General features: G+C 67.3%; 15 protein-coding genes. 3 read left to right on the forward strand and 12 right to left on the reverse strand.

The window, feature by feature from the left end; all coding sequences use genetic code 11:
- Positions 1–55: 55 nt before the first annotated feature.
- The 5 genes from AC1DSZ_RS22895 to AC1DSZ_RS22915 all read right to left on the reverse strand — a co-directional run bounded on the left by AC1DSZ_RS22895 (position 56) and on the right by AC1DSZ_RS22915 (position 6,649).
- Positions 56–1,447 carry a porin gene (locus tag AC1DSZ_RS22895; protein WP_476840622.1) on the reverse strand — a complete coding sequence of 464 codons (1,392 nt, stop codon included), beginning with the start codon at positions 1,445–1,447 and terminating at the stop codon, positions 56–58.
- 298 nt (positions 1,448–1,745) lie between these two features.
- The gene (locus AC1DSZ_RS22900; RefSeq protein WP_476840623.1) at positions 1,746–3,017 is read right to left on the reverse strand and encodes a porin; all 1,272 of its coding nucleotides are present in this window, start codon (positions 3,015–3,017) and stop codon (positions 1,746–1,748) included.
- Between the two features lie 205 nt (positions 3,018–3,222).
- Positions 3,223–4,617, reverse strand: coding sequence for a porin (locus AC1DSZ_RS22905; RefSeq protein WP_476840624.1), 1,395 nt, complete (start codon positions 4,615–4,617; stop codon positions 3,223–3,225).
- Positions 4,618–4,856: 239 nt separating this feature from the next.
- Positions 4,857–5,987, reverse strand: coding sequence for a porin (locus AC1DSZ_RS22910; protein ID WP_476840665.1), 1,131 nt, complete (start codon positions 5,985–5,987; stop codon positions 4,857–4,859).
- A gap of 176 nt (positions 5,988–6,163) precedes the next feature.
- Positions 6,164–6,649: a hypothetical protein gene (locus tag AC1DSZ_RS22915; protein ID WP_476840625.1), complete on the reverse strand. Its 486-nt coding sequence runs from the start codon at positions 6,647–6,649 to the stop codon at positions 6,164–6,166.
- Positions 6,650–6,794: 145 nt separating this feature from the next.
- On the opposite strand from AC1DSZ_RS22915, the gene AC1DSZ_RS22920 reads away from it, so the two are divergent.
- Positions 6,795–7,994: a lytic murein transglycosylase gene (locus AC1DSZ_RS22920; protein ID WP_476840626.1), complete on the forward strand. Its 1,200-nt coding sequence runs from the start codon at positions 6,795–6,797 to the stop codon at positions 7,992–7,994.
- A gap of 52 nt (positions 7,995–8,046) precedes the next feature.
- On the opposite strand, the gene AC1DSZ_RS22925 is transcribed toward AC1DSZ_RS22920, so the two are convergent.
- On the reverse strand, positions 8,047–8,541 hold the full coding sequence (locus AC1DSZ_RS22925; RefSeq protein WP_476840627.1) for a hypothetical protein: 495 nt from the start codon (positions 8,539–8,541) through the stop codon (positions 8,047–8,049).
- Between the two features lie 63 nt (positions 8,542–8,604).
- The gene (locus tag AC1DSZ_RS22930; RefSeq protein WP_476840628.1) at positions 8,605–9,522 is read right to left on the reverse strand and encodes a histone deacetylase family protein; all 918 of its coding nucleotides are present in this window, start codon (positions 9,520–9,522) and stop codon (positions 8,605–8,607) included.
- Between the two features lie 137 nt (positions 9,523–9,659).
- On the opposite strand from AC1DSZ_RS22930, the gene AC1DSZ_RS22935 reads away from it, so the two are divergent.
- Positions 9,660–10,904, forward strand: a complete 1,245-nt coding sequence (locus AC1DSZ_RS22935) for a multidrug effflux MFS transporter (RefSeq protein WP_476840629.1) — start codon at positions 9,660–9,662, stop codon at positions 10,902–10,904.
- Between the two features lie 87 nt (positions 10,905–10,991).
- Here AC1DSZ_RS22935 and AC1DSZ_RS22940 read toward each other — a convergent pair whose 3' ends face one another.
- The 5 genes from AC1DSZ_RS22940 to AC1DSZ_RS22960 form a co-directional block, all read right to left on the reverse strand.
- Positions 10,992–11,447, reverse strand: a complete 456-nt coding sequence (locus tag AC1DSZ_RS22940; RefSeq protein WP_188518441.1) for a Ros/MucR family transcriptional regulator — start codon at positions 11,445–11,447, stop codon at positions 10,992–10,994.
- A gap of 173 nt (positions 11,448–11,620) precedes the next feature.
- Positions 11,621–12,772 (reverse strand): helix-turn-helix domain-containing protein, encoded by a 1,152-nt coding sequence (locus tag AC1DSZ_RS22945; protein WP_476840630.1) that lies wholly within the window; start codon positions 12,770–12,772, stop codon positions 11,621–11,623.
- A 220-nt stretch (positions 12,773–12,992) separates the two neighbouring features.
- Positions 12,993–16,145, reverse strand: coding sequence for an efflux RND transporter permease subunit (locus AC1DSZ_RS22950; protein ID WP_476840631.1), 3,153 nt, complete (start codon positions 16,143–16,145; stop codon positions 12,993–12,995).
- Positions 16,142–17,278, reverse strand: coding sequence for an efflux RND transporter periplasmic adaptor subunit (locus AC1DSZ_RS22955; RefSeq protein WP_476840632.1), 1,137 nt, complete (start codon positions 17,276–17,278; stop codon positions 16,142–16,144). The genes AC1DSZ_RS22950 and AC1DSZ_RS22955 overlap by 4 nt, the downstream gene beginning before the upstream one ends.
- Positions 17,279–17,381: 103 nt before the next feature.
- The gene (locus AC1DSZ_RS22960; protein WP_188518444.1) at positions 17,382–17,813 is read right to left on the reverse strand and encodes a hypothetical protein; all 432 of its coding nucleotides are present in this window, start codon (positions 17,811–17,813) and stop codon (positions 17,382–17,384) included.
- Positions 17,814–18,083: 270 nt separating this feature from the next.
- Between AC1DSZ_RS22960 and AC1DSZ_RS22965 the strand changes: the two genes are divergently transcribed.
- Positions 18,084–18,269, forward strand: coding sequence for a hypothetical protein (locus AC1DSZ_RS22965; RefSeq protein ID WP_476840633.1), 186 nt, complete (start codon positions 18,084–18,086; stop codon positions 18,267–18,269).
- Positions 18,270–18,368 lie beyond the last annotated feature (99 nt).

An 18,368-nucleotide genomic window follows, 5' to 3' on the forward strand; every position in this document is an offset into this window, starting at 1 on the left:
AAAACCCCGGCTCTCGCGAGCCGGGGTCCGGGACTTTGGACGCGATCCTGGAGGATCAGAAGTCGCGCTGGATCTTCAGGCGGCCGACCACCGCCGAGTCCTTGCTGAACACGCGGGTGACCGGGTCCGTCGCGATGGCGGTGAACACCGGGCCGTTGCTGGTCTTGAGGTAGATGTAGTCCACCTCGGCGCCGATATCGAAGTCCTTCACCGGCGACCAGGTCACGTTGGTGCCCACCGTCCAGTAGGAGAAGTCGCGCAGCGCGTTGCCGGGCACGCCGGCGCCGGCCGCGATGAACGCGCCACCGGGCTGGTCCACCTTGATGTAGGAGCCGAACAGCGCCTGGCGGATGGTGGGGGTCCAGTAGTGCAGGCCGGCGGCCGTCAGGCCCCAGGCGGTGGTGAGGCCGAGCTTACCCACGCCGGCGCCCGCGTCGTAGAACGTCGCGTCCGGGAACGCGAGGTTGCCGAGCGCGCCGACGCCCGACCCGAAGGTGGTGCCGATGCCGAAGGGGTTGGAGGCGATGTAGGTCGCCGCGCCCTTGGTGTAGGTGCCCTGGAAGGTCAGCGTGTCGCCCGCCGCGAAGGGCAGGTTGAAGGTCACACCGGCGTTGAGCGCGAAGCCGTACTTGGCGTCCGGCGAAGCGCCGTTCGGCGTGATGCCGCCAACCGCCGCGTAGTTGCCGATGCGAACCTGATGGATCGCGCCCGACAGCTGGGCGGAGCCCCAGCCCTGCTCGACGCGCAGATTGCCGACCACGTCCGGCACGCCGTCGCCCGTGTAGCGGTAGGCGCCCGTCGGGTAGATGTCGGCGATCGACTGGCGACGATCCACGTGGTCTTCGATCGACAGCGTGGCCGAGAAGCCGGCACCGAACGTGGCCGTGTAGGCCAGCAGGTTGTTGTTGAGCGCCGAGCCCGCCGTCGTGCCGATATATTCGAGGTCGCCGGCGTAGAAGTCGAAGAAGGACTCGGTGCGGCCGGCCGTCAGGCCGCCGAACTGAATGAAGGCGCGGTCGAGGTTGACCTCGGTCTGAGCCTGGCCGGCGTAGTCGACGCCCGTGCCCGTGAAGGCGACGCCCTGGCGCAGCGAGGAGCCCGAGAAGATCTGGCCGGTGCGGCGCGAGATATCGTAACGGACATAGGCGCGGACGAGGCCGTATTCGGTGGCCGTGCGGGCGTCCACATAGATGCGGCCCGTGGTGCGCGAACCGGTGGTCGCGTCGTTGCGGGCGAAGGGCTCGCCGTACTGGTACTCGTAGCGGGCGCGGCCGCCGATCTTGATGCAGGTGTCCGTGCCCGGGATGTAGAAGTAGCCCTCGCCCATGGTCGAGCAGACGCGGACATACTCGACGGGAGCCGACTTGCGGGACGGCAGGTCCGCCGCGAAGGACGCAGTGGTCGTGATGGCCGCCGCGGAAGCGAGCAGGATGGTGGAAACGCGCATCGGTCAGTCCCCTGTAGGCGCTTGGGATCGCCTTCGAATCTCGATGGGACCGACAATGTCCTTCGCACCCGCAGCATACAACCTGAGATTGTGTTTTGGCCTCGGCGACGCCTTTGTTCGGTCACGCCTGTGACGAAGCTGCAACAACCTGACCGACAACTTTCGGCAATGTTGCCCGCACTTTAGTCGGCTGCTGAATTGTTGGGCGACAGCAGGCTTAACATTGCGCTAACACCTGCCCGAACGCAAAGAGCCCCGGCGTCGCCACCGGGGCTCTCGTGGTCAGCTAGAGCGCTGATCAGAAGTCGCGCTGGACGCGCAGACGCGAGATGATCGTGTCGTCGGACTTCTTGCCCGTGAAGGCGCCCGAACCCTCGACCTTCAGGTAGTCGACTTCGCCAGCGATCACAAAGTCCTTGACCGGCGACCAGGCGACGTTCGTGCCCACCGTCCAGTAGGTGAAGTCGCGATAGGTGCTGCCGTTCGACAGGGTGGTCACCCCGGGAACGTCGACCTTGGCGTAGCTGCCGAACAGAGACTGGCTGACCGTGGGGGTCCAGTTGTGCAGCAGGGCTGCGGTGAGCGCCCAAGCGGAGGTCAGCTCGACCTTGCCGGTGGAGCCGTTCGACACGACGGCCCCATCGACCAGCGAGGTGAACGAAGCAAGGCCAGCGCCAGAGCTGATGCCGTTACCCGTCAGACGGGTCACGTTGCCCTTCACGTAGGTGCCCTGCAGCCAGAGCTGATCGCCCGCGCTGAAAGGCAGGTTGAACTGCAAGCCGCCGTTGACTGCGAAGCCGTAGTCGGAGCTCGGAGCCGCGCCGAAAGTCGGGGTTGGGCCGGCCAGGCGAACCTGATGCACGGCGCCGGAGAGCTGAGCCGCACCCCAAGCCTGCTCCATGCGGACATTGGCGACCACGTCGGGAGCGCTGTTGCCGCCGGTGGTCAGAGCCGGACCGGATACGTTGACGATGCCGCCACGGTTCTCAATGCCGTCCTCGATCCCGAGAGTCGCCGAGAAGCCCGACCCGAACGAGGCCGTGTAAGCGAACATGTTGTGCGGGCTGCCGTCGCCGGCCGTGGTGCCGATGATTTCGAGGTCGCCCGCGTAGAAGTCGAAGAACGACTGGGTGCGACCGGCCGTGAGGCCACCAAACTGAATGAAGGCGCGATCAAGACGCACGTTCGTGCCGTAGGCGGCGCCGGCGGGCGAGATGTCGCCGGACTTCAGAACGCCGGTGCCGCGAGCCAGCTCGAAACGCACGACGGCGCGCAGAAGGCCATACTGAGTCGCATTACGCGCGTCGGCGTAGATACGGCCGACAGCGGCGGAGCCGGTGATGTTATCGCTGCGGCTGAACGGGGTCGCGTAGCCGAAGTCGTAACGAGCGCGGCCACCGATCTTGATACAGGTGTCAGTGCCCGGGATGTAGAAAAAGCCGGCGCCGAACGTCGAGCACACGCGGACGTATTCAACCGGGGCGGACTTCTTGGACGGAAGATCGGCCGCAAAAGCCGAGCCGCCGACCAGGGCAGCCGCCGAGCCGAGCAGCAGAGTGGAAATGCGCATTGTTGAGTTCCCTGAATTTGCGAAACGTCGCATTCGAGAACATGACAGTGCCCGTCACCTACGATTCAAACAAACAGATTTTTGATGTTTGATAATTAGATAGATGCTGATTTTGCGGTTTGTTGCAAAACCGCAACTGCTTTGGACGCCCAAAAACGAAAGACCCCGGCGCAAGCGCCGGGGTCTGACTAAGCAAATCCGAAGATCAGAAGTCGCGCTGGATGCGGACGCGCGTGACGATCTGGCTATCCGAGCTGACCAGCTTGCCGGTCGGATCGCTCTTCAGCACGCTGGTCGACGAGCTGCCGTTTGCCCTGATGTACTGAACCTCAAGGCCGATATCGAGATCCTTGATCGGCGACCAGATCACGTTCGATCCAACCGCCCAGTAGCTCCAATCGCGGAAGTAATTGCCACTAACGTTCGCCGCAGTGGTGCTGTACTTCGCGCCGGCCGCAGAAGCAGCGTTGCTGAAGTCGGTCTTGACGTACGAACCGTAGACAGCCTGACGAACGGTCGGTGTCCAGTAATGCAGCATGGCGGCGGTGAGGCCCCACTGCGTGGTGAGCTCAAGCGAGCCGCTGCCGCCATTCGCAACCACAACCGCGTCCGGACCATTGCCGCGGAACGCGCCGACGCCGAAGGTAGCCTTCGCGAAACCGAAGCCGTTCGACGTCGTGTAGGTCGCGGCGCCCTTCGAGTAGGTCCCCTGCAGGTAGAGAGCGTCGCCGGCCGCCAGCATGGGAAGGTTGATCTTCACGCCAGCGTTGAGCGCGAAGCCGTATTCAGTGCTGGGAGCGTACCCGGCAGTCGCCGGGAGGCCGGCCATGCGAACCTGATGGAGAGCGCCCGACAACTGAGCCGAACCCCAAGCCTGATCGAGGCGGATGTTGGCGACGACGTCCGGAGCGCTGTTGCCGCCGTAGCCGGTGTAACCCGTCCCGCCGCCAATAAGGTTCGGGTCCGAAATCGCCTGACGACGCTCGACGCCGTCTTCGATCGCGATCGTGCCGGAGAAGCCACCACCGAACGTCGCCGTGTAGGCGAGGAGGTTCGTCGGTCCAAGCGCCGAGCCGGCCGTGATGCCGTTCAGCTCCAGGTCGCCGGCGTAGAATTCAAAGAACGACTGCGTACGACCAGCCGTGAGGCCGCCGAACTGCACGAAGGCGCGGTCGAGATAAACGCCGGTCTGCGCGACCGCGTAGTCGCCGGTGCCCGTGAAGCCCTGACCGATACGACCGGTCGTGCCCGAGGCGAGAGTGCCGTTACGGCGGTGAATCTCGTAGCGCACATAGGCGCGGAGCAGGCCATATTCAGTCGCGTTGCGCGCATCGAGGTACATACGGCCAACCGAACGCGTTCCGGTGACGTTGTCGCCACGCTCGAACGGCTGGTTGTACTGGTACTCGAAGCGAGCGCGGCCGCCGATGCGGATGCAAGTGTCGGTGCCCGGGATGTAGAAGAAACCGGCGCCGTAGGTCGAGCAGACGCGAACGTACTCGACCGGGGCGGACTTCTTGGACGGCAGGTCAGCGGCCTGGGCCGCGACGCCCGTCGCCAGCAGCGCGGCTGACGAAAGCAGGACGGAGGAAAGCTTCATTCTATGCTCCTGAAAATTGCCCCGCCGGGAAGCCCCCCAACGGCACGGATCTCACGGGAGCACCTTGCGGGAACGCACAGGCTCTATCAACAAAAGCAATCTTATAATTAGCATGCCTCAATTATAACCGGCTCTAGCTGTGCCCTTATGGCTACAGTTTCATGCACTCCAGGTTGTTAACTCAGTTGAAAATCAACCTAAGATGGCGGTGCTGGCCCGACCTGCTGTTCTTCGGCGCCTTAAAAATCCTGCTGCAGACGGAATCGCCCGGACCACGCCTGCCGGCGTCCCGGCTGGGCCGGAAAATCGGGATCGAGCCGTAGGATGCGCGCTCGCGCGAAGGCGATTTCCGCGCCGGCCTCCATGCCGGGGACGGGCGACCAGACCGCGTTTGCGCCGATCGTCGTGATCTGCGCCAGGGTTCCATAGGGCCAGGTCGCCTGCACGCCCTGCTGAGTAAACACGGCGAACCGCAGCGCCGGCGACCAGCGGTGAACCAGCGCCAGCGAGGATGCGCCCGTCCAGGTGAGCCGGGGACCCTGCCCGCCCAGCCAGAGATCGGCCGTGCGCGGCGTCTGGCCGCCGACCGACGCCCAGCCCCAGCCGGTGTAGTCGCTCGCCCCGTAGGCGGCGGCGCTCTGCACGCGCAGTGTGGTGGTGGGCAGGTATGCCAGCGGAAACTCGGCCGAGGACTGCATCGCGTAGCCCAGCCGCGCTCCGACGCCGTCGCGCGCTGGGCGGGTCTCGTGCAGGGCCAGCGCGACGTGGTGGCGCCCCCAGCGCGTCTCGCCCGCGGCCGTGAGCACCAGGTCGGGCCAACGCGCGCCGTGCTGGTAGGCGCCGACCACGCTGACGCGGCGCTCCACCGGATCCTCCAGAGAGGCCGTCGCCGCCCAGGAGCCGAACAGCGGCATGCGATAGCCCAGCAGGTTCACGGCGCCGCGGTCCGAACCGCGGCCATTCACGCCGCCGCCCATCAGGGTCACGCCGCCGGTCGGGAAGGCGCGGTCGAAATAGGAGATCGCGCGGCCCGCCGTCGCGCCGTTCCAGTCCAGCGCCGCATATTCGAGTTCGGGCCAGCCGCCGTCTGGGCCACGCGTGCGGTTGCTCTCGATGGTCATCCGCATGGTCATGAGAAGCGGGCCCGCCTCCGTCGGCGTGCCGGCCTCGAAACCCAGGGTGGCGCGGGTCGCCATTCCGACCGCGTCGTCCAGCCGATGAAAGCTTTGGCCCATTGCGACGTCGAAGCGCACCCGGCCCGCGAGCCTGAGGCAGACATCGGCGTCCGGTATCGCGAAAGAGGCCCATGCCTGATCGGGGCAGCGGGCCAAGCCGATGCCTGAGGCCGCAGTGGTCGGCGGCTCCGCCATCGCGATGCGCAAAGCGGACGACGATGCGAGCCCGAGGGCGATGCAAAACGCAAGACGCAGCCGTCGCACGGGCGGCCTCAAAAGTCGGTCGACATGAACACCGTCCGAAACGGACGAGCTTCAGCCTAGCAGCGGGGCCCCGCTGCGCCACCGACCGACCACAACCGCCGCGGTCGTCAGACCACGTGGACGTCGATCCGTCCCGTCCGGGGATCGTCGCGGTAAACGATCGACTTGCCGGGCACGTTCACGGCGCCGAGATCCACCTCACGGTCGGGCAGGATCGCGATCGCCCTGTCGCGGATGAAGACGATCACCTGGCCGCGGCGGGCCGCCTGCGCGGCCGCCATGCGCTTGAGCAGCGCGAAGATGTCCGGCCGACGCCATGCGGCCGGCTGGTCCGCGTCCACATAGGCGCCCACACGGCCGCCGCCGAACTCGACCGCGAACACGACCTTGGACTTCTCGGGCTTCAGCTCGGCCGGAAACTGCTCGTCCGCCAGCCACAGGCAGCCGAATGTGCGGCATTCGCCCGGGCGGGTTTCATAGATCCCGCAGCCCACGCCCTTGCGGCAACTCGGGCACCAGGTTCCGGCCGGCTTGGCCAGTTCCTCGACCCGAAGCACCTTGCAGCACAGCGTGCACGAGCCACATTCGCGCATGGTAGTCCCTTTCCTCGGCCGGCCCTGCATGCCATCCCGGCGCGCCCGACGCCAGCAAAACGAGGCGGCTTCGCTTGCGAACGGGCGCGGATGCTGCCAGCAGAGGGCGTCGGGCGACAGCGCGCCAGTCACCGCAGGAGGCCTCATGAATTGGGATCGTCGCCAGCTGATCGCGGCCGCGCTGGCGTTCGCGGCCGCCCCCGCTTTGGCGCAGGACGGCGGCGCGCAGCCGGACTTCGAGGCGCATCTCGCCCGGCTGGCCGCCAAGGCGCAAGCCGCCGGCATACCGCGCGAGGTGGCCGACGCGGCGCTGCGGGGGCTCAAGCCCGATCCGTCGCTCATGGGGCGCAGCACGCGCCAGCCCGAGTTCTCGCGCCCGCTGCAGGATTATGTGGCCGAAGCCGCATCTGCCGGCCGCGCCCGGCGAGGACGCGAACTCGCATCGCGCTGGAGCGGGCCGCTCGCGGCGGCCGAGGCAGCCAGCGGCGCGCCCGGTTCAGTGATCCTGGCGCTCTGGGCGCTGGAGACGGATTTCGGCCGGGAGATGGGCTCGCGCGACGTGCTGCGGTCGCTGTGCACGCTGGCCTTCGCGCGCCCGGAGAACGGCGCCTTCGCGGACGAGGTCGTGGCGGCGCTCGTCATGGTGCGCAACGGCGTGCCGCGGGAGAAGCTGCGCGGCTCGTGGGCGGGCGCGATGGGCAACCCGCAGTTCCTGCCCTCGGCCTACCTGAAATATGCGACCTCGCCGGAGGGACGCCCCAACCCGGACATCTGGAGCTCCGTGCCGGACAGCGTCGCATCCATCGGCGCATTTCTGAAGGGCTCCGGCTGGCGGCCTGGCGTTCCGGCCGCCGTCGAGGTGCGCATGCCGGCCGGCTACGACATCGCGGCGCTGCGCCAAGATTCGCGGGCCTGGGCGGCGGCGGGGTTCCAGGCCTCGGACGGGACGCCATTGCCAGCCTCCAGCGAGGCCATGCTGTTCCTGCCCTCCGGCGCGCGAGGGCCGGCGTTTCTGCTCTACGCCAACTTCTGGGTGCTGAAGGTCTATAACTTCTCGGACAGCTACGCGATGGCGGCCTCCATTCTGGCCGATCGCATCGCGGGCGGCCCCGGCGTTCGGCAGCCCTGGCCGAAGAACGAGACGCTTCTGGGCCAGGCGGACCGGGAGCGGCTGCAGCGGGCCCTGCTCGCCCTTGGGCACTATCGCGGAGCCGTCGACGGCCGCTTCGGCCCGGTCACCCGCGAGGCGATCCACGCCTTTCAGCGCCAGATCGGGTACAGGCCGTCGGATGGCTACCCGTCGGCCGAGATCCTCGCCCGCGCGGTTGCGGCGAGCGGAGGATAGCCGACGAAGATCGCCGGCTATGCCGCCCTGCCCGGCGCAGCCGGACGATCGTTCAGCGCCGCCCGAACACGAATCCGATCATGAACGCGATGCCGATAGCGTGCAGGGGCTTGTCGCGCACATAGCCCATCACCTCGTCGAAGCTCGGGACATGCACGTCGGCCGCGGCTCCGGACGCCACCCGCCGGGCTCCGCCGCCGCTCCGGCCGCCGCCCCCGCTGGAGGCGAAGAAGCTGCCGCCCGAGCGCACCGCGTTGCGCGCATCCATGCTCACCGTGGCGTCGTCGTCGAGGATCGCCGAAACGCGCTCATAGTCGGCGCTCGCCGCGTCGACGCGCACGATGAAGCCGTGGCTGGCGCCGCCGCCCTCCCCGCGCTCGGCGTCCGACTGCGCCAGGCCGCCTTCCGCCGCGGCGCTGGCCTCCAGCGTCACGCGATCCGGGCCATATCCGATGGCCGCGAGATCCCGCACCGCCTTCTCGGCGGCCGCACGGGTTACAAAGAAGGCGGTGGTGCGCCTCGTCTCGCCAAACTGGTTCTGGTCCATCGCGCATACTCCCTGATCAGGCACGAACAACCCGCAGAGCGACGCGGTCGTTCCGGCTTGTGTTCAAACCGGACGGCGACGTCCAATGAAGCCCGAAGCCGTGCGATGCAGGATCGCGTGCCGGCGCGCCACGCGCTCCACCTCGCGGTCGTAGCCGCCGCCGATCACGCCCGCCACGGGCCGGCCCTTGCCCAGGCACGTGCGCAGCACGAAGGCGTCCCGGGCCGCCAAGCCCTCGTCCGAAAGCGCCAGCCTGCCCAGCCTGTCCTCGCGGTGAGGGTCGACGCCGGCGTTGTAGAACACCAGGTCGGGCTGCACCCGGTCCACCAATCCAGGCAGCACGTCCGAAAGCCGCGCCAGATAGGCGTCGTCCTCCGTGCCGTCCGGCAGGTCGATGTCGAGGTCGCTGGTCGCCCGGCGCAGCGGGTAGTTCTTCTCGCCATGCATCGAGAAGGTGAACACGCGCGGCTCGTCGGCGAAGATGAAGGCGGTCCCGTCGCCCTGGTGGACGTCGAGGTCCACCACCAGGATGCGGCTCACGCTGCCATCATCCAGCAGCGCCTGCGCGGCCACCGCCACGTCGTTGTAGGTGCAGAACCCCGCCCCGTGCAGCGGGCCGGCATGGTGGCTTCCCCCGGCCGTGTTGCACGCGAGCCCTCGCTCCAGCGCCAGCCGGGCGGTCAGCACGGTGCCGCCGGCCGCGGCCCGCGCGCGCGCCACCACGGAGGCCGTCATCGGCAGGCCGATCTCGCGCTCGATGGCGCGCGGGATGGCGAGGTCGAAAGTCTGGCGCACATAATCGGCCGCATGCACGCGGCTGAGCTGCTCGAAGCTCGCCGGCTCGGGCTGCACGAAGTCGCCCGCCGCCACCACCCCTTCCTCCACGAGGATCTCGGCCAGGCGCCGGTACTTTCCCATCGGAAAGCGGTGCTCGGTCGGGATCTCGGCGCTGTAGGCAGGGTGGTACACGATGGGCAGCATGAGCCGAGGAACTAGGGCGGCGCCGGCGCGAAGCGAGAGCCGCGCCGACGCGGACCCGCCAAGCGTCCCGCACGGGTTCGCAGCCGGGCCCGATCGGTCTACAAGGGGCCATCCCCCTCCCGACCATCGAGCGTGACGTGAAACCAGAGCAAGGCTCTCCCGGCAGCCCTCATCCGGGCATGGGCTTCAAGGAATTCGTGGCGCTCGTGGCCGCCATGATGGCCACCAACGCGCTGGCGGTGGACGCCATGCTGCCCGCCTTGCCGGCGATCGGCGAGAGCCTCGCGATCGAGACCGCCAACCAGCGCCAGTGGATCATCACCGCCTATCTGCTCGGCTTCGGCGTCGCGCAGCTCCTGTACGGCACCTTCGGCGACCGTTACGGCCGCAAGCCCGTGCTGATGTTCGGCTTCGTGATCTATGTGCTCGCCAGCGCGGCCTGCGCTTTCGCGCCGAGCTTCGGCGTCATCCTGGCCGCCCGCGCCATCCAGGGCGTGGGCGCGGCGGCCACGCGCGTGCTGGCCGTCTCGGTGGTGCGTGACTGCTATTCGGGCCGCCAGATGGCGCGGGTGATGTCGCTGGCCTTCATCGTCTTCCTGGGCGTGCCCATCATCGCCCCCACGGTCGGGCAGGCGATCATCTGGGTCGCGCCCTGGCGCTGGATCTTCGGCGTGCTCGGCATTTTCGGCGTCACGGTCGGCGCCTGGATGTTCTGGCGGCTGCCCGAAACGCTGCATCCGAAGGACCGCCGCGCCATCTCGGTCGCGGGCGTCACCGGGGCCCTGAAGGTGATCGTCACCAACCGGGTGTCGATGGGCTATTTCGCCGCCATGACGTTCATCCTCGCCGGCCTGTTCGGCTTCATCAACTCGGCCCAGCAGATCTTCGCCGACGCCTTCCACGCGCCGCACCTGTTCACGACCGTGTTCGCCCTCGTGGCCGTGTTTATCGCGGTTGCGTCGCTGGTGAACGCCCGCATCGTCGGGCGGCTCGGCAGCCGGCGCGTGTCGCATGTGGCGCTGATCGGCTACATCGCGTTCACGTCAATCCACGCCGCCGTGGCCATCGCCGGCTACGAGACGATCTGGACCTTCGCGGCGCTCCAGTCGGCCACGATGTTCTGCTTCGGGCTGATCGGCCCGAATTTCGGCGCGATCGCGATGGAGCCGCTCGGCCATGTGGCCGGCACGGGCTCCTCCATGCAGGGGTTCTTCACCACCATCGGCGGCGCGCTGATCGGCTTCTATATCGGCCAGCACTTTGACGGCACGGTCACGCCGATCACGATCGGTTTCTCGGCCTGCGGCTGCGCGGCGCTGGCCTGCGCTTACTGGGCCGACGGCGGCCGCCTGTTCGGCGCGGCTCCCAAAAAGCCGGCCTGACCCGGACGCGAAAACGGGGGCCAACAGCCCCCGCTCCATGATCGCTCGTTCTGGAAGGCGGGCCCTCCCCCGCCCTCGACGGCCGGCTCAGGCGTCGGCCTTGGCCTTGCGCGGCTTGCGGACGGCCTTCTCGGGCTCGGACTTCCGGCGGTCGAGACCCAGGCCCATGTTCCGGGCCAGCGCCGAGCGTGCCGCCGCGTAGTTCGGGGCCACCATCGGGTAGTCCTTCGGCAGGCCCCACTTGGCGCGATATTCGGCCGGGGTCATCCCGTACTTCGTCATCAGGTGACGCTTCAGGGACTTGAAGGCCTTGCCGTCCTCCAGGCAGATGATCGCGTCGGGGGTGATGGACTTCTTCACAGGCACGGCCGGCTTCAACTCCACCGGAGCCTCTTCGACCTTGCCGGTCGCCACGTTCTGAATGGCGGAATTCACGGAGCTGATCAGGCCCGCGATATCGCCGGCCGCCAGGGTGTTGTTCGACAAGTAGGCCGAAACGATGTCGGCGACCAAGTCGAGCCTGTTATTGGTGTCGTTGGACACTGCGCTCTCCTGATGTTGAGAGCGTCTGTATAGTCGTTGTGAAAGTAGAAGGATAGAGGGATTGTGCAAGTTTAGCACGACGTGAACGTTTCGTAACGCTTCCCCTCGACCCCCAAGCACCGCTCCGCAACGCGAATCAGCTTTCGGATGACGGGTTCCACATCACGAAGACGCTAGCTTGGTGTGCGTGGGCGAAAGCCCGATGCCAGCCGAGCCGCGGCCGGCGGGGTGATCTCGCGATCGATTCCCGGACTTCCGCCCCGCAGCGGCGAACCCACGAGACGCTCATACTCGGCCTCGGCCGGGCCATAAGCCGCGCCAGCCACCGCTTCGAGCCGCTCGCGATCCCGCACCGTGATCCGGCCACGCCGGGCCCGGATGGCGCCGTCGCCTTCCAGCACGTGCAGAGCCTGCGTCACGCCGGCGCGTCGCACGTGAAGAATGGTCGACATCACGTCGTGGATCACCGCGATCTCGTCGCCGACCCGGTCGGCGAACATCAGGATGAGGCGCGCCACGCGCTGCTCGATGCTTCCGGCGCCCGCGCCCAGAAGCGAGAACCCCGTCTGTAGATGCAGGTAGTGCTGGTAGCGCAGCAGCATCGTCCAGGTGCGCGGCGCCGCCCGAAGGCGCGCCAGGAACTGGTCGGACGCGATCGCGAGCGCCTCGCCCTCGATCTGCACGACGCAGCGCATCGGGAGCCGCGTCACGCCCATCAGCAGCGAACCGCCGATCATGCCTTCGCAGCCGACCATCGCGGCCTCGATGCCAACGGTGTCGTCGCCGATGTTCAGCGAGCACACGCCGCTGAGCGGAAACAGGATCTGCTCGAGCTTCTCGTTGGGCTGCACGATGGTCGCGCCCTTGCGCAGCTCGACGCAGAACACGTGCGGCCGGAGGCGGTCGATCTCCTCGTCGGGAGCGCGCGACAACAGCGTATTGGCGTTGACGTTCACCTCCGGCGCGCCGCTCACCTTCTCGAGCACCGAGCGCGCGAGATCGAAGGAGCGGACCGGCTTTTCGAAGCAGGGCACGCCGCGGAACTCCGGCGGGATCACCGTGTCGCCGTAGCCTGTCGCGAAGATGAAGTGAATGCCGCGCGTTTTCAGCTCCGACGCCAACGGGTAGACCGTTTCGCCGCCGAGCCGGATGTCGAGCACCGCGGCGCTGACCGTCTGGCTGTCCAGGAGTTTCGTCGCGGCGGTTTGGTCGGCGACCGGGCCAACGACTTCCGCGCCCATGCCGTGCAGTGCAGACGCAATATCGGCGGCGAGGAAATAGTCGTCCTCAACGACGAGAACACGCTTTTTGACTGTCTGAAGCACAATGACAATCCTTTTGAGCAAGCGGCGAAGCCGCGGCCGAGCGAGGAGCCATCATCCGGTCCCGGTTTTCTCGGCGTGAGGGTAATGGTTAGGTCGGGACAAAAGTTCGAAACGGGGTTTCAGCCCGATGCAATGAAGAGATCCATCTTTGGCAATTTGACGATCGTGATCGCAGAAAGATGCGAAAACGCGCCAAAACTGCCCAGCCTTGTGCGCCAACCTACGGTTGTTCGGCAGAATGCCCTCGAATTGAGCGCTTGTTGAGCCTGGAATTCGTCTTTTCGCGCATTGTCTGAAAGAGTACGTAGAGCGGCGGAATAAACAGGATGCCGATGAAGGTGGCGGCCAGCATGCCGCCCCACACGGTCGCGCCGATCGCCCGCCGACTTCCCGCGCCCGCCCCCGTTGCGAAAACGAGCGGGACGACGCCGAGGATGAACGCGAAAGCCGTCATCAGCACGGGCCTGAACCGCTGCTCGGCCCCGGCGATCGCCGAATCGACGATGCCGTGGCCGGCCTCCCGCTGCTCCTTGGCGAATTCCACGATCAGGATGGCGTTCTTGGCCGCCAGCCCGACCAGCAGCACGAGCCCGATCTGCGCGTAGATGTTGTAGTCGATCTTGGCGATCCACAGCGCCGCGACCGCGCCGACGGCCGCGAAAATCACGGACACGATCACCGAGATCGGCGTGGTCCAGCTCTCGTACTGGGCCACGAGGAACAGGTACGCGAACAGCAGCGACAGCGAGTAGATGATCCAGGTTTGCCCGCTCGCCTGACGCTCCTGCAGCGACAACCCTGACCATTCGTAGCCGTAGCCGGCCGGCAACTGGGTGCGGGCGATCTCGTCCAGCGCCGCCAGCGCCTCGCCCGAGCTGCGTCCGGGCTTGGCCGCGCCATTCACTGTCACGGCCGGAAACAGGTTGAACCGCGCCACCGTTTGTGGCCCCAGCACGGTTGAGGTCGTCACCAGGCTGCGCAGCGGCACCATTGCGCCCGCCGACGAGCGGACATAAAGGCGGTCGATCTGGTCGACCCGGTCGCGGAACTCGGCGGCGTCCTGCACCTTCACCTGGAAGACGCGGCTGAACAGGTTGAAGTCGTTGACGTATTGCGAGCCGAGATGCGCCTGCATGGTGCGGAAGATGTCGCCCACCGAGACCTTCAGGAGCTCGGCCTTGGTGCGGTCCACGTCCACGAACACCTGCGGCACGCCGGCCGTGTATGTCGTGTAGGCGCGCCCGATCGGGTCCGCCTGGTTGGCGCGCAGAATGAGCCCGCCCGCCGCCGCCGCGAGTTCCTGCGGCGACTGCCCCCCCAGCGCCTGCACGCGCATGTCGAAGCCGCCGCTGGCGCCGAGGCCCGAGATCGCGGGCGGATTGAACGCGATCACGGTAGCGGACGGAATGGCCGAGAGCTGCCCCGTGAGCTTGCCGATGATCCCCTGCGCGGTTTGCCCCGCGCCCGAGCGCTCGCTCCAGGGCTTCAGCACCGCGATCGCCAATGCGGCGTTGGGGGCCTGCCCGCCGAGCAGGCTGAACCCCGCCACCGTGATCACGTTGGCGACGCCCTCGGTTTGCTTCAGCTGGTCGCGAACGGTGTTCACTACCGCCTGGGTGCGGTTCAGCGACGCCGCGTCGGGCAACTGCACGTTGAGGAAGAAGTAGCCCTGGTCCTCGTCCGGCAGGAAGCCGGTCGGCAGCACGCGCAACGTCCCGTAAGTCGCCGCGCCCGCCACGAGCACGCAGCCCACGGTCACCACCAGCCGGCGCGACAGCCAGCCGACGCCGCGCCCGTAGCCGCCGCGGGTGCGGTCCAGCGTGCGGTTGAACAGCCCGAGCAGGCCCTTGCGGGAGTGCTCGGGCTTTTTCAGCAGGATCGCGCAGAGCGCCGGGCTGAGCGTCAGGGCGTTGACGCCCGACAACAGCACGGAGGCCACGATCGTGACCGCGAACTGACGGTAGAGCTGCCCGGTGATGCCGGGCAGGAACGCCACCGGCGCGAACACGGCCGCCAGCACCAGCGTGGTGGCGATCACCGGCCCGGTGATCTGCTCCATCGCGCGGCTGGTCGCCTCCGGGGCGTCCATCTCGGGATGTTCCTCGAGATTGCGCTGCACGTTCTCGACCACGACGATCGAATCGTCGACCACCAGGGTGATCGCCAGCACCAGCGCGAACAGCGAGATCGTGTTGGCCGAGTACCCCATCGCGAGCAGCACCGCGAAGACGCCGATCAGCGACACCGGAATGGTGAGCATCGGCACCAGCGTGGCCCGCCAGTCCTGCAGGAACACGAACACGACCACCACCACGAGGATGAAGGTGATCGCCAGCGTGTGGATGATCTCGTCGATGGTGGCCGACACGAATGCGGTGGTGTCGAACGTGTTGGCGTAGGCGAGATCCTCCGGGAAGCGCTGCGATAGCCGCTCCAGCTCCGCCCGGACGCCCTTGGCGACGTTGAGCGCATTCGCGCCCGGCGCCTGGTAGATCACCACGAAGGCCGAGGGCGCGCCGTTGAGCTGCGCCTGCGAGTCGTAGGTCTGGGCGCCGAGCTCCACTTTGGCGATGTCGCGCACCCGCACCACCGCGCCGAGCGCATTGGTGCGGATGATGATGTTCTCGAACTCCTTCACGTCCGTGAGCCGCCCGCGCGCCAGCACGGTGAGCTGCTGCTGCTGGTCCGGCCCGATCGGCGCGGAGCCGATCTGGCCGGCGGAGGCCTGCAGGTTCTGCTGCTGGATCGCGTTGGTGACGTCGCTGGCGGTAATGCCGAGCGCGTTCATGCGGTCCGGGTTCATCCAGATGCGCATGCTGTAGTCGAGCCCGCCCAGCACCTGCGCGTCGCCGACGCCCGGCACGCGCGCCAGCGCGTCGCGAATGTTGATGGCCGCGTAGTTGCTGATGAAGATCGCGTCGTGCGTGCCCTTGGGCGAGTACACGTTGACGCCCAGCAGCATGTTGGAGGACCGCTTGCGCACCGTCACGCCCTGCGCGATCACGGCCGAGGGCAGGCGCGACGTCGCCAGCGACACGCGGTTCTGCACGTTCACGGCCGCGATGTCGGAATTCGTCCCCACCGCGAACGTAATGGTGAGCGAATACGAGCCCGTATTGGTGCTCGTGCTCTCCATGTAGAGCATGTTCTCGACGCCGTTGACCTGCGCCTCGATGGGCGCCGCCACCGTGTTGGCGAGATCCTCCGCGCTGGCGCCCGGATAGCTCGCCGAGACCTGCACCTGCGGCGGCGTGATCTCGGGAAACTGCGCCACCGGGATGGCCAGCATGGCGAGCAGGCCGGCCAGCGTGATCACGATCGAGATCACGATCGCGAATTTCGGCCGCGAGATGAAGAATTGCGGGAAGCTCACGGCGTCGGCCTCGGCTGGGCCCGTACGGGGTTAACCACTGCACCGGGCCGCACCTTCTGCAGCCCGTCCACGATGATGGTGTCGCCGGCCTGCACGCCGCTCTCCACCGCCCAGTTCTGCCCCACCTGCGTGGTCGCCTGGATGCGGCGCTCCTCGACCTTGTTGTCGGCCGTCACCACCAGCACCTGCTTGCCCTGCCGCGTTTCCTGCACGGCCGCGACCGGCACCACCGGCATGATGCGCGGCTCGGCCGGCCGCACGCTCACGAACACGGTGCCGCCCGGCAGCAGGATGGTCTTGGGATTGTCGAACACGGCCCGGATCGGCACCGTCCCGGTGGAGGGATCCACCTCGTTGCCGCCGAACTCGATGCGGCCCGTCTGGTCGAACTGGCCGCCTGTCGCCAGCCGCAGCGTCGGCACGAAGGAGGCGTTCAGGTCCTTCTGGCTCGCCGCGCCCGCGTTTTTCTGCACCTCGATGACGTCGCGCTCGCTCACCGAGAACACCACGCGGATGGGGTCAAGCTGAACCACCCGGGCGAGCGCGCCCGAGTCCGGCCCCACGAGGTTGCCGACCGTGATGTTGGCCTTGCCGATGCGCCCGGTGATCGGCGTCGCGATGCTGGTGTAGCTGAGATTGAGCTGCACGGTCCGCAGTTGCGCCTGCGCGGCGGCCAGCGCCGCCTTGGCGGTGTCCCGGTTCGCGACGGCCGTGTCGAGATCGGCTTGGCTGCCGGCGTTGCGCTCGCGCAGCTCCTGGCGCCGGTCGAGGCTGATCTGCGCGTTGCGCAGCGTCGCATCGGCGCTGTCCACCTGCGACTGGGCCTGCGCGACGGCGGCCTGGTAAAGATCCGGCTCGATGGTGAACAGCGGCGCGCCGGCCTTGACGTCCTGCCCTTCCTGGAACTCCACCTTGCGCAGGAAGCCCTGCACGCGCGCCCGGATGTCCACCGCCTCGATGGCTTCGAGCCGCCCGATGAACTCCGTGCGTGGCGCCACGTCCTCGTTCCGCACCGAGTCGACCGTCACGGCGGGAGGCGGCGCGTTGGCGCCGGCCGGCGCCTGGGCGAGCGCGCCGCCGGACGGAAACCCGAGAGCGGCGAATATCAAGGCGGCGTTTCGCAGACGCGTCACATCGAGCCTCCCCATGCGGATGCGAGGATCAACAAAGGATAGCGCCGTTCGTTCCTGCGTCTAGCCGCGGTTGTGCGCCGCAGCTTCTACAGCTTATCCGCCGTCAGGCTTCGGGCGGCGTCGGCCGTCCCGTCAGCCACCACCGCGGCTTGCCGCCCCACCGCACGCTGATGAAGTCGGGCGACTGCGACAGGCTGGATGAGATCGAGTTCTCCGACGTGGGCGCTCCCAGCGCCTTGAGGCCGTCCGCGAGCTCGCCGGTGCTCAGCGGGGTTTCCCGCTCGCTGAGCAGTTGGCGCGCCAGAACGCGCAGGCTGCGGCTGCGATGCGGCCGATCGATGCTCGACGGAGCGCCCTCGATCGCCTGGATCGCCTCCTCGAGTGCGAGGTAAACCCGAAACTCCGATACGTTCCGCAAAAGCTTGTCGCGCAAGTCATCCCGCAAGGCTTTCATGACGTCGAGCGGCCCCTTGTCGTGGGGCGGCCCTCCCTGCGGGCCGGGCCGTGCCGCCTGCTGGTCCTCGTCTGAATTCATCAGGCCTTTCCGCACTCGGGATCAAACTCCGACTCTGTTGTACATTTTCAATCCTTATCGTCCAACTCGGTTTTCCTTTATACACGGTATTGATGTCTTAATATTAATGAGAACGTTTTTATTTAAATTTGCAACGCATCCACATGTCCTTTGAAGACTACACCTTATGAGCCATGCGTATAGAGCCCGGGCACACCTCTTGCTCACCTTGTGGAGAACGCAGCCGTGCGTTTCATTTCTGAACAGGGAGCAAACGACGTGGAGGGGCCAATGCCTGAAATGGGAAATCTCAGCGACGAAGCGCTGATGACCTGGATCGTCAACGCGCTGATGGAAGCCCAGCGGCGGGGCCTCACCACCGTGATGCTCGCCGAACCGGCTCCGCTGGGCGCCGACGACGAGAGCCTGTCCTACGCCGACGAGGACGACGCGCCGGCCGGCTCTGTTCTGCATTGAAGCCCCGCCTGCATTGAACTCCCGATTCGAGACGCGAGGGTGACGCCTGGGCCCCCAGGCGTGTATCAGGCAGGGCCTGCCCTCCGGCGAGCGAATCGG

Source organism: Alsobacter sp. P4_H11, from assembly GCF_056400925.1.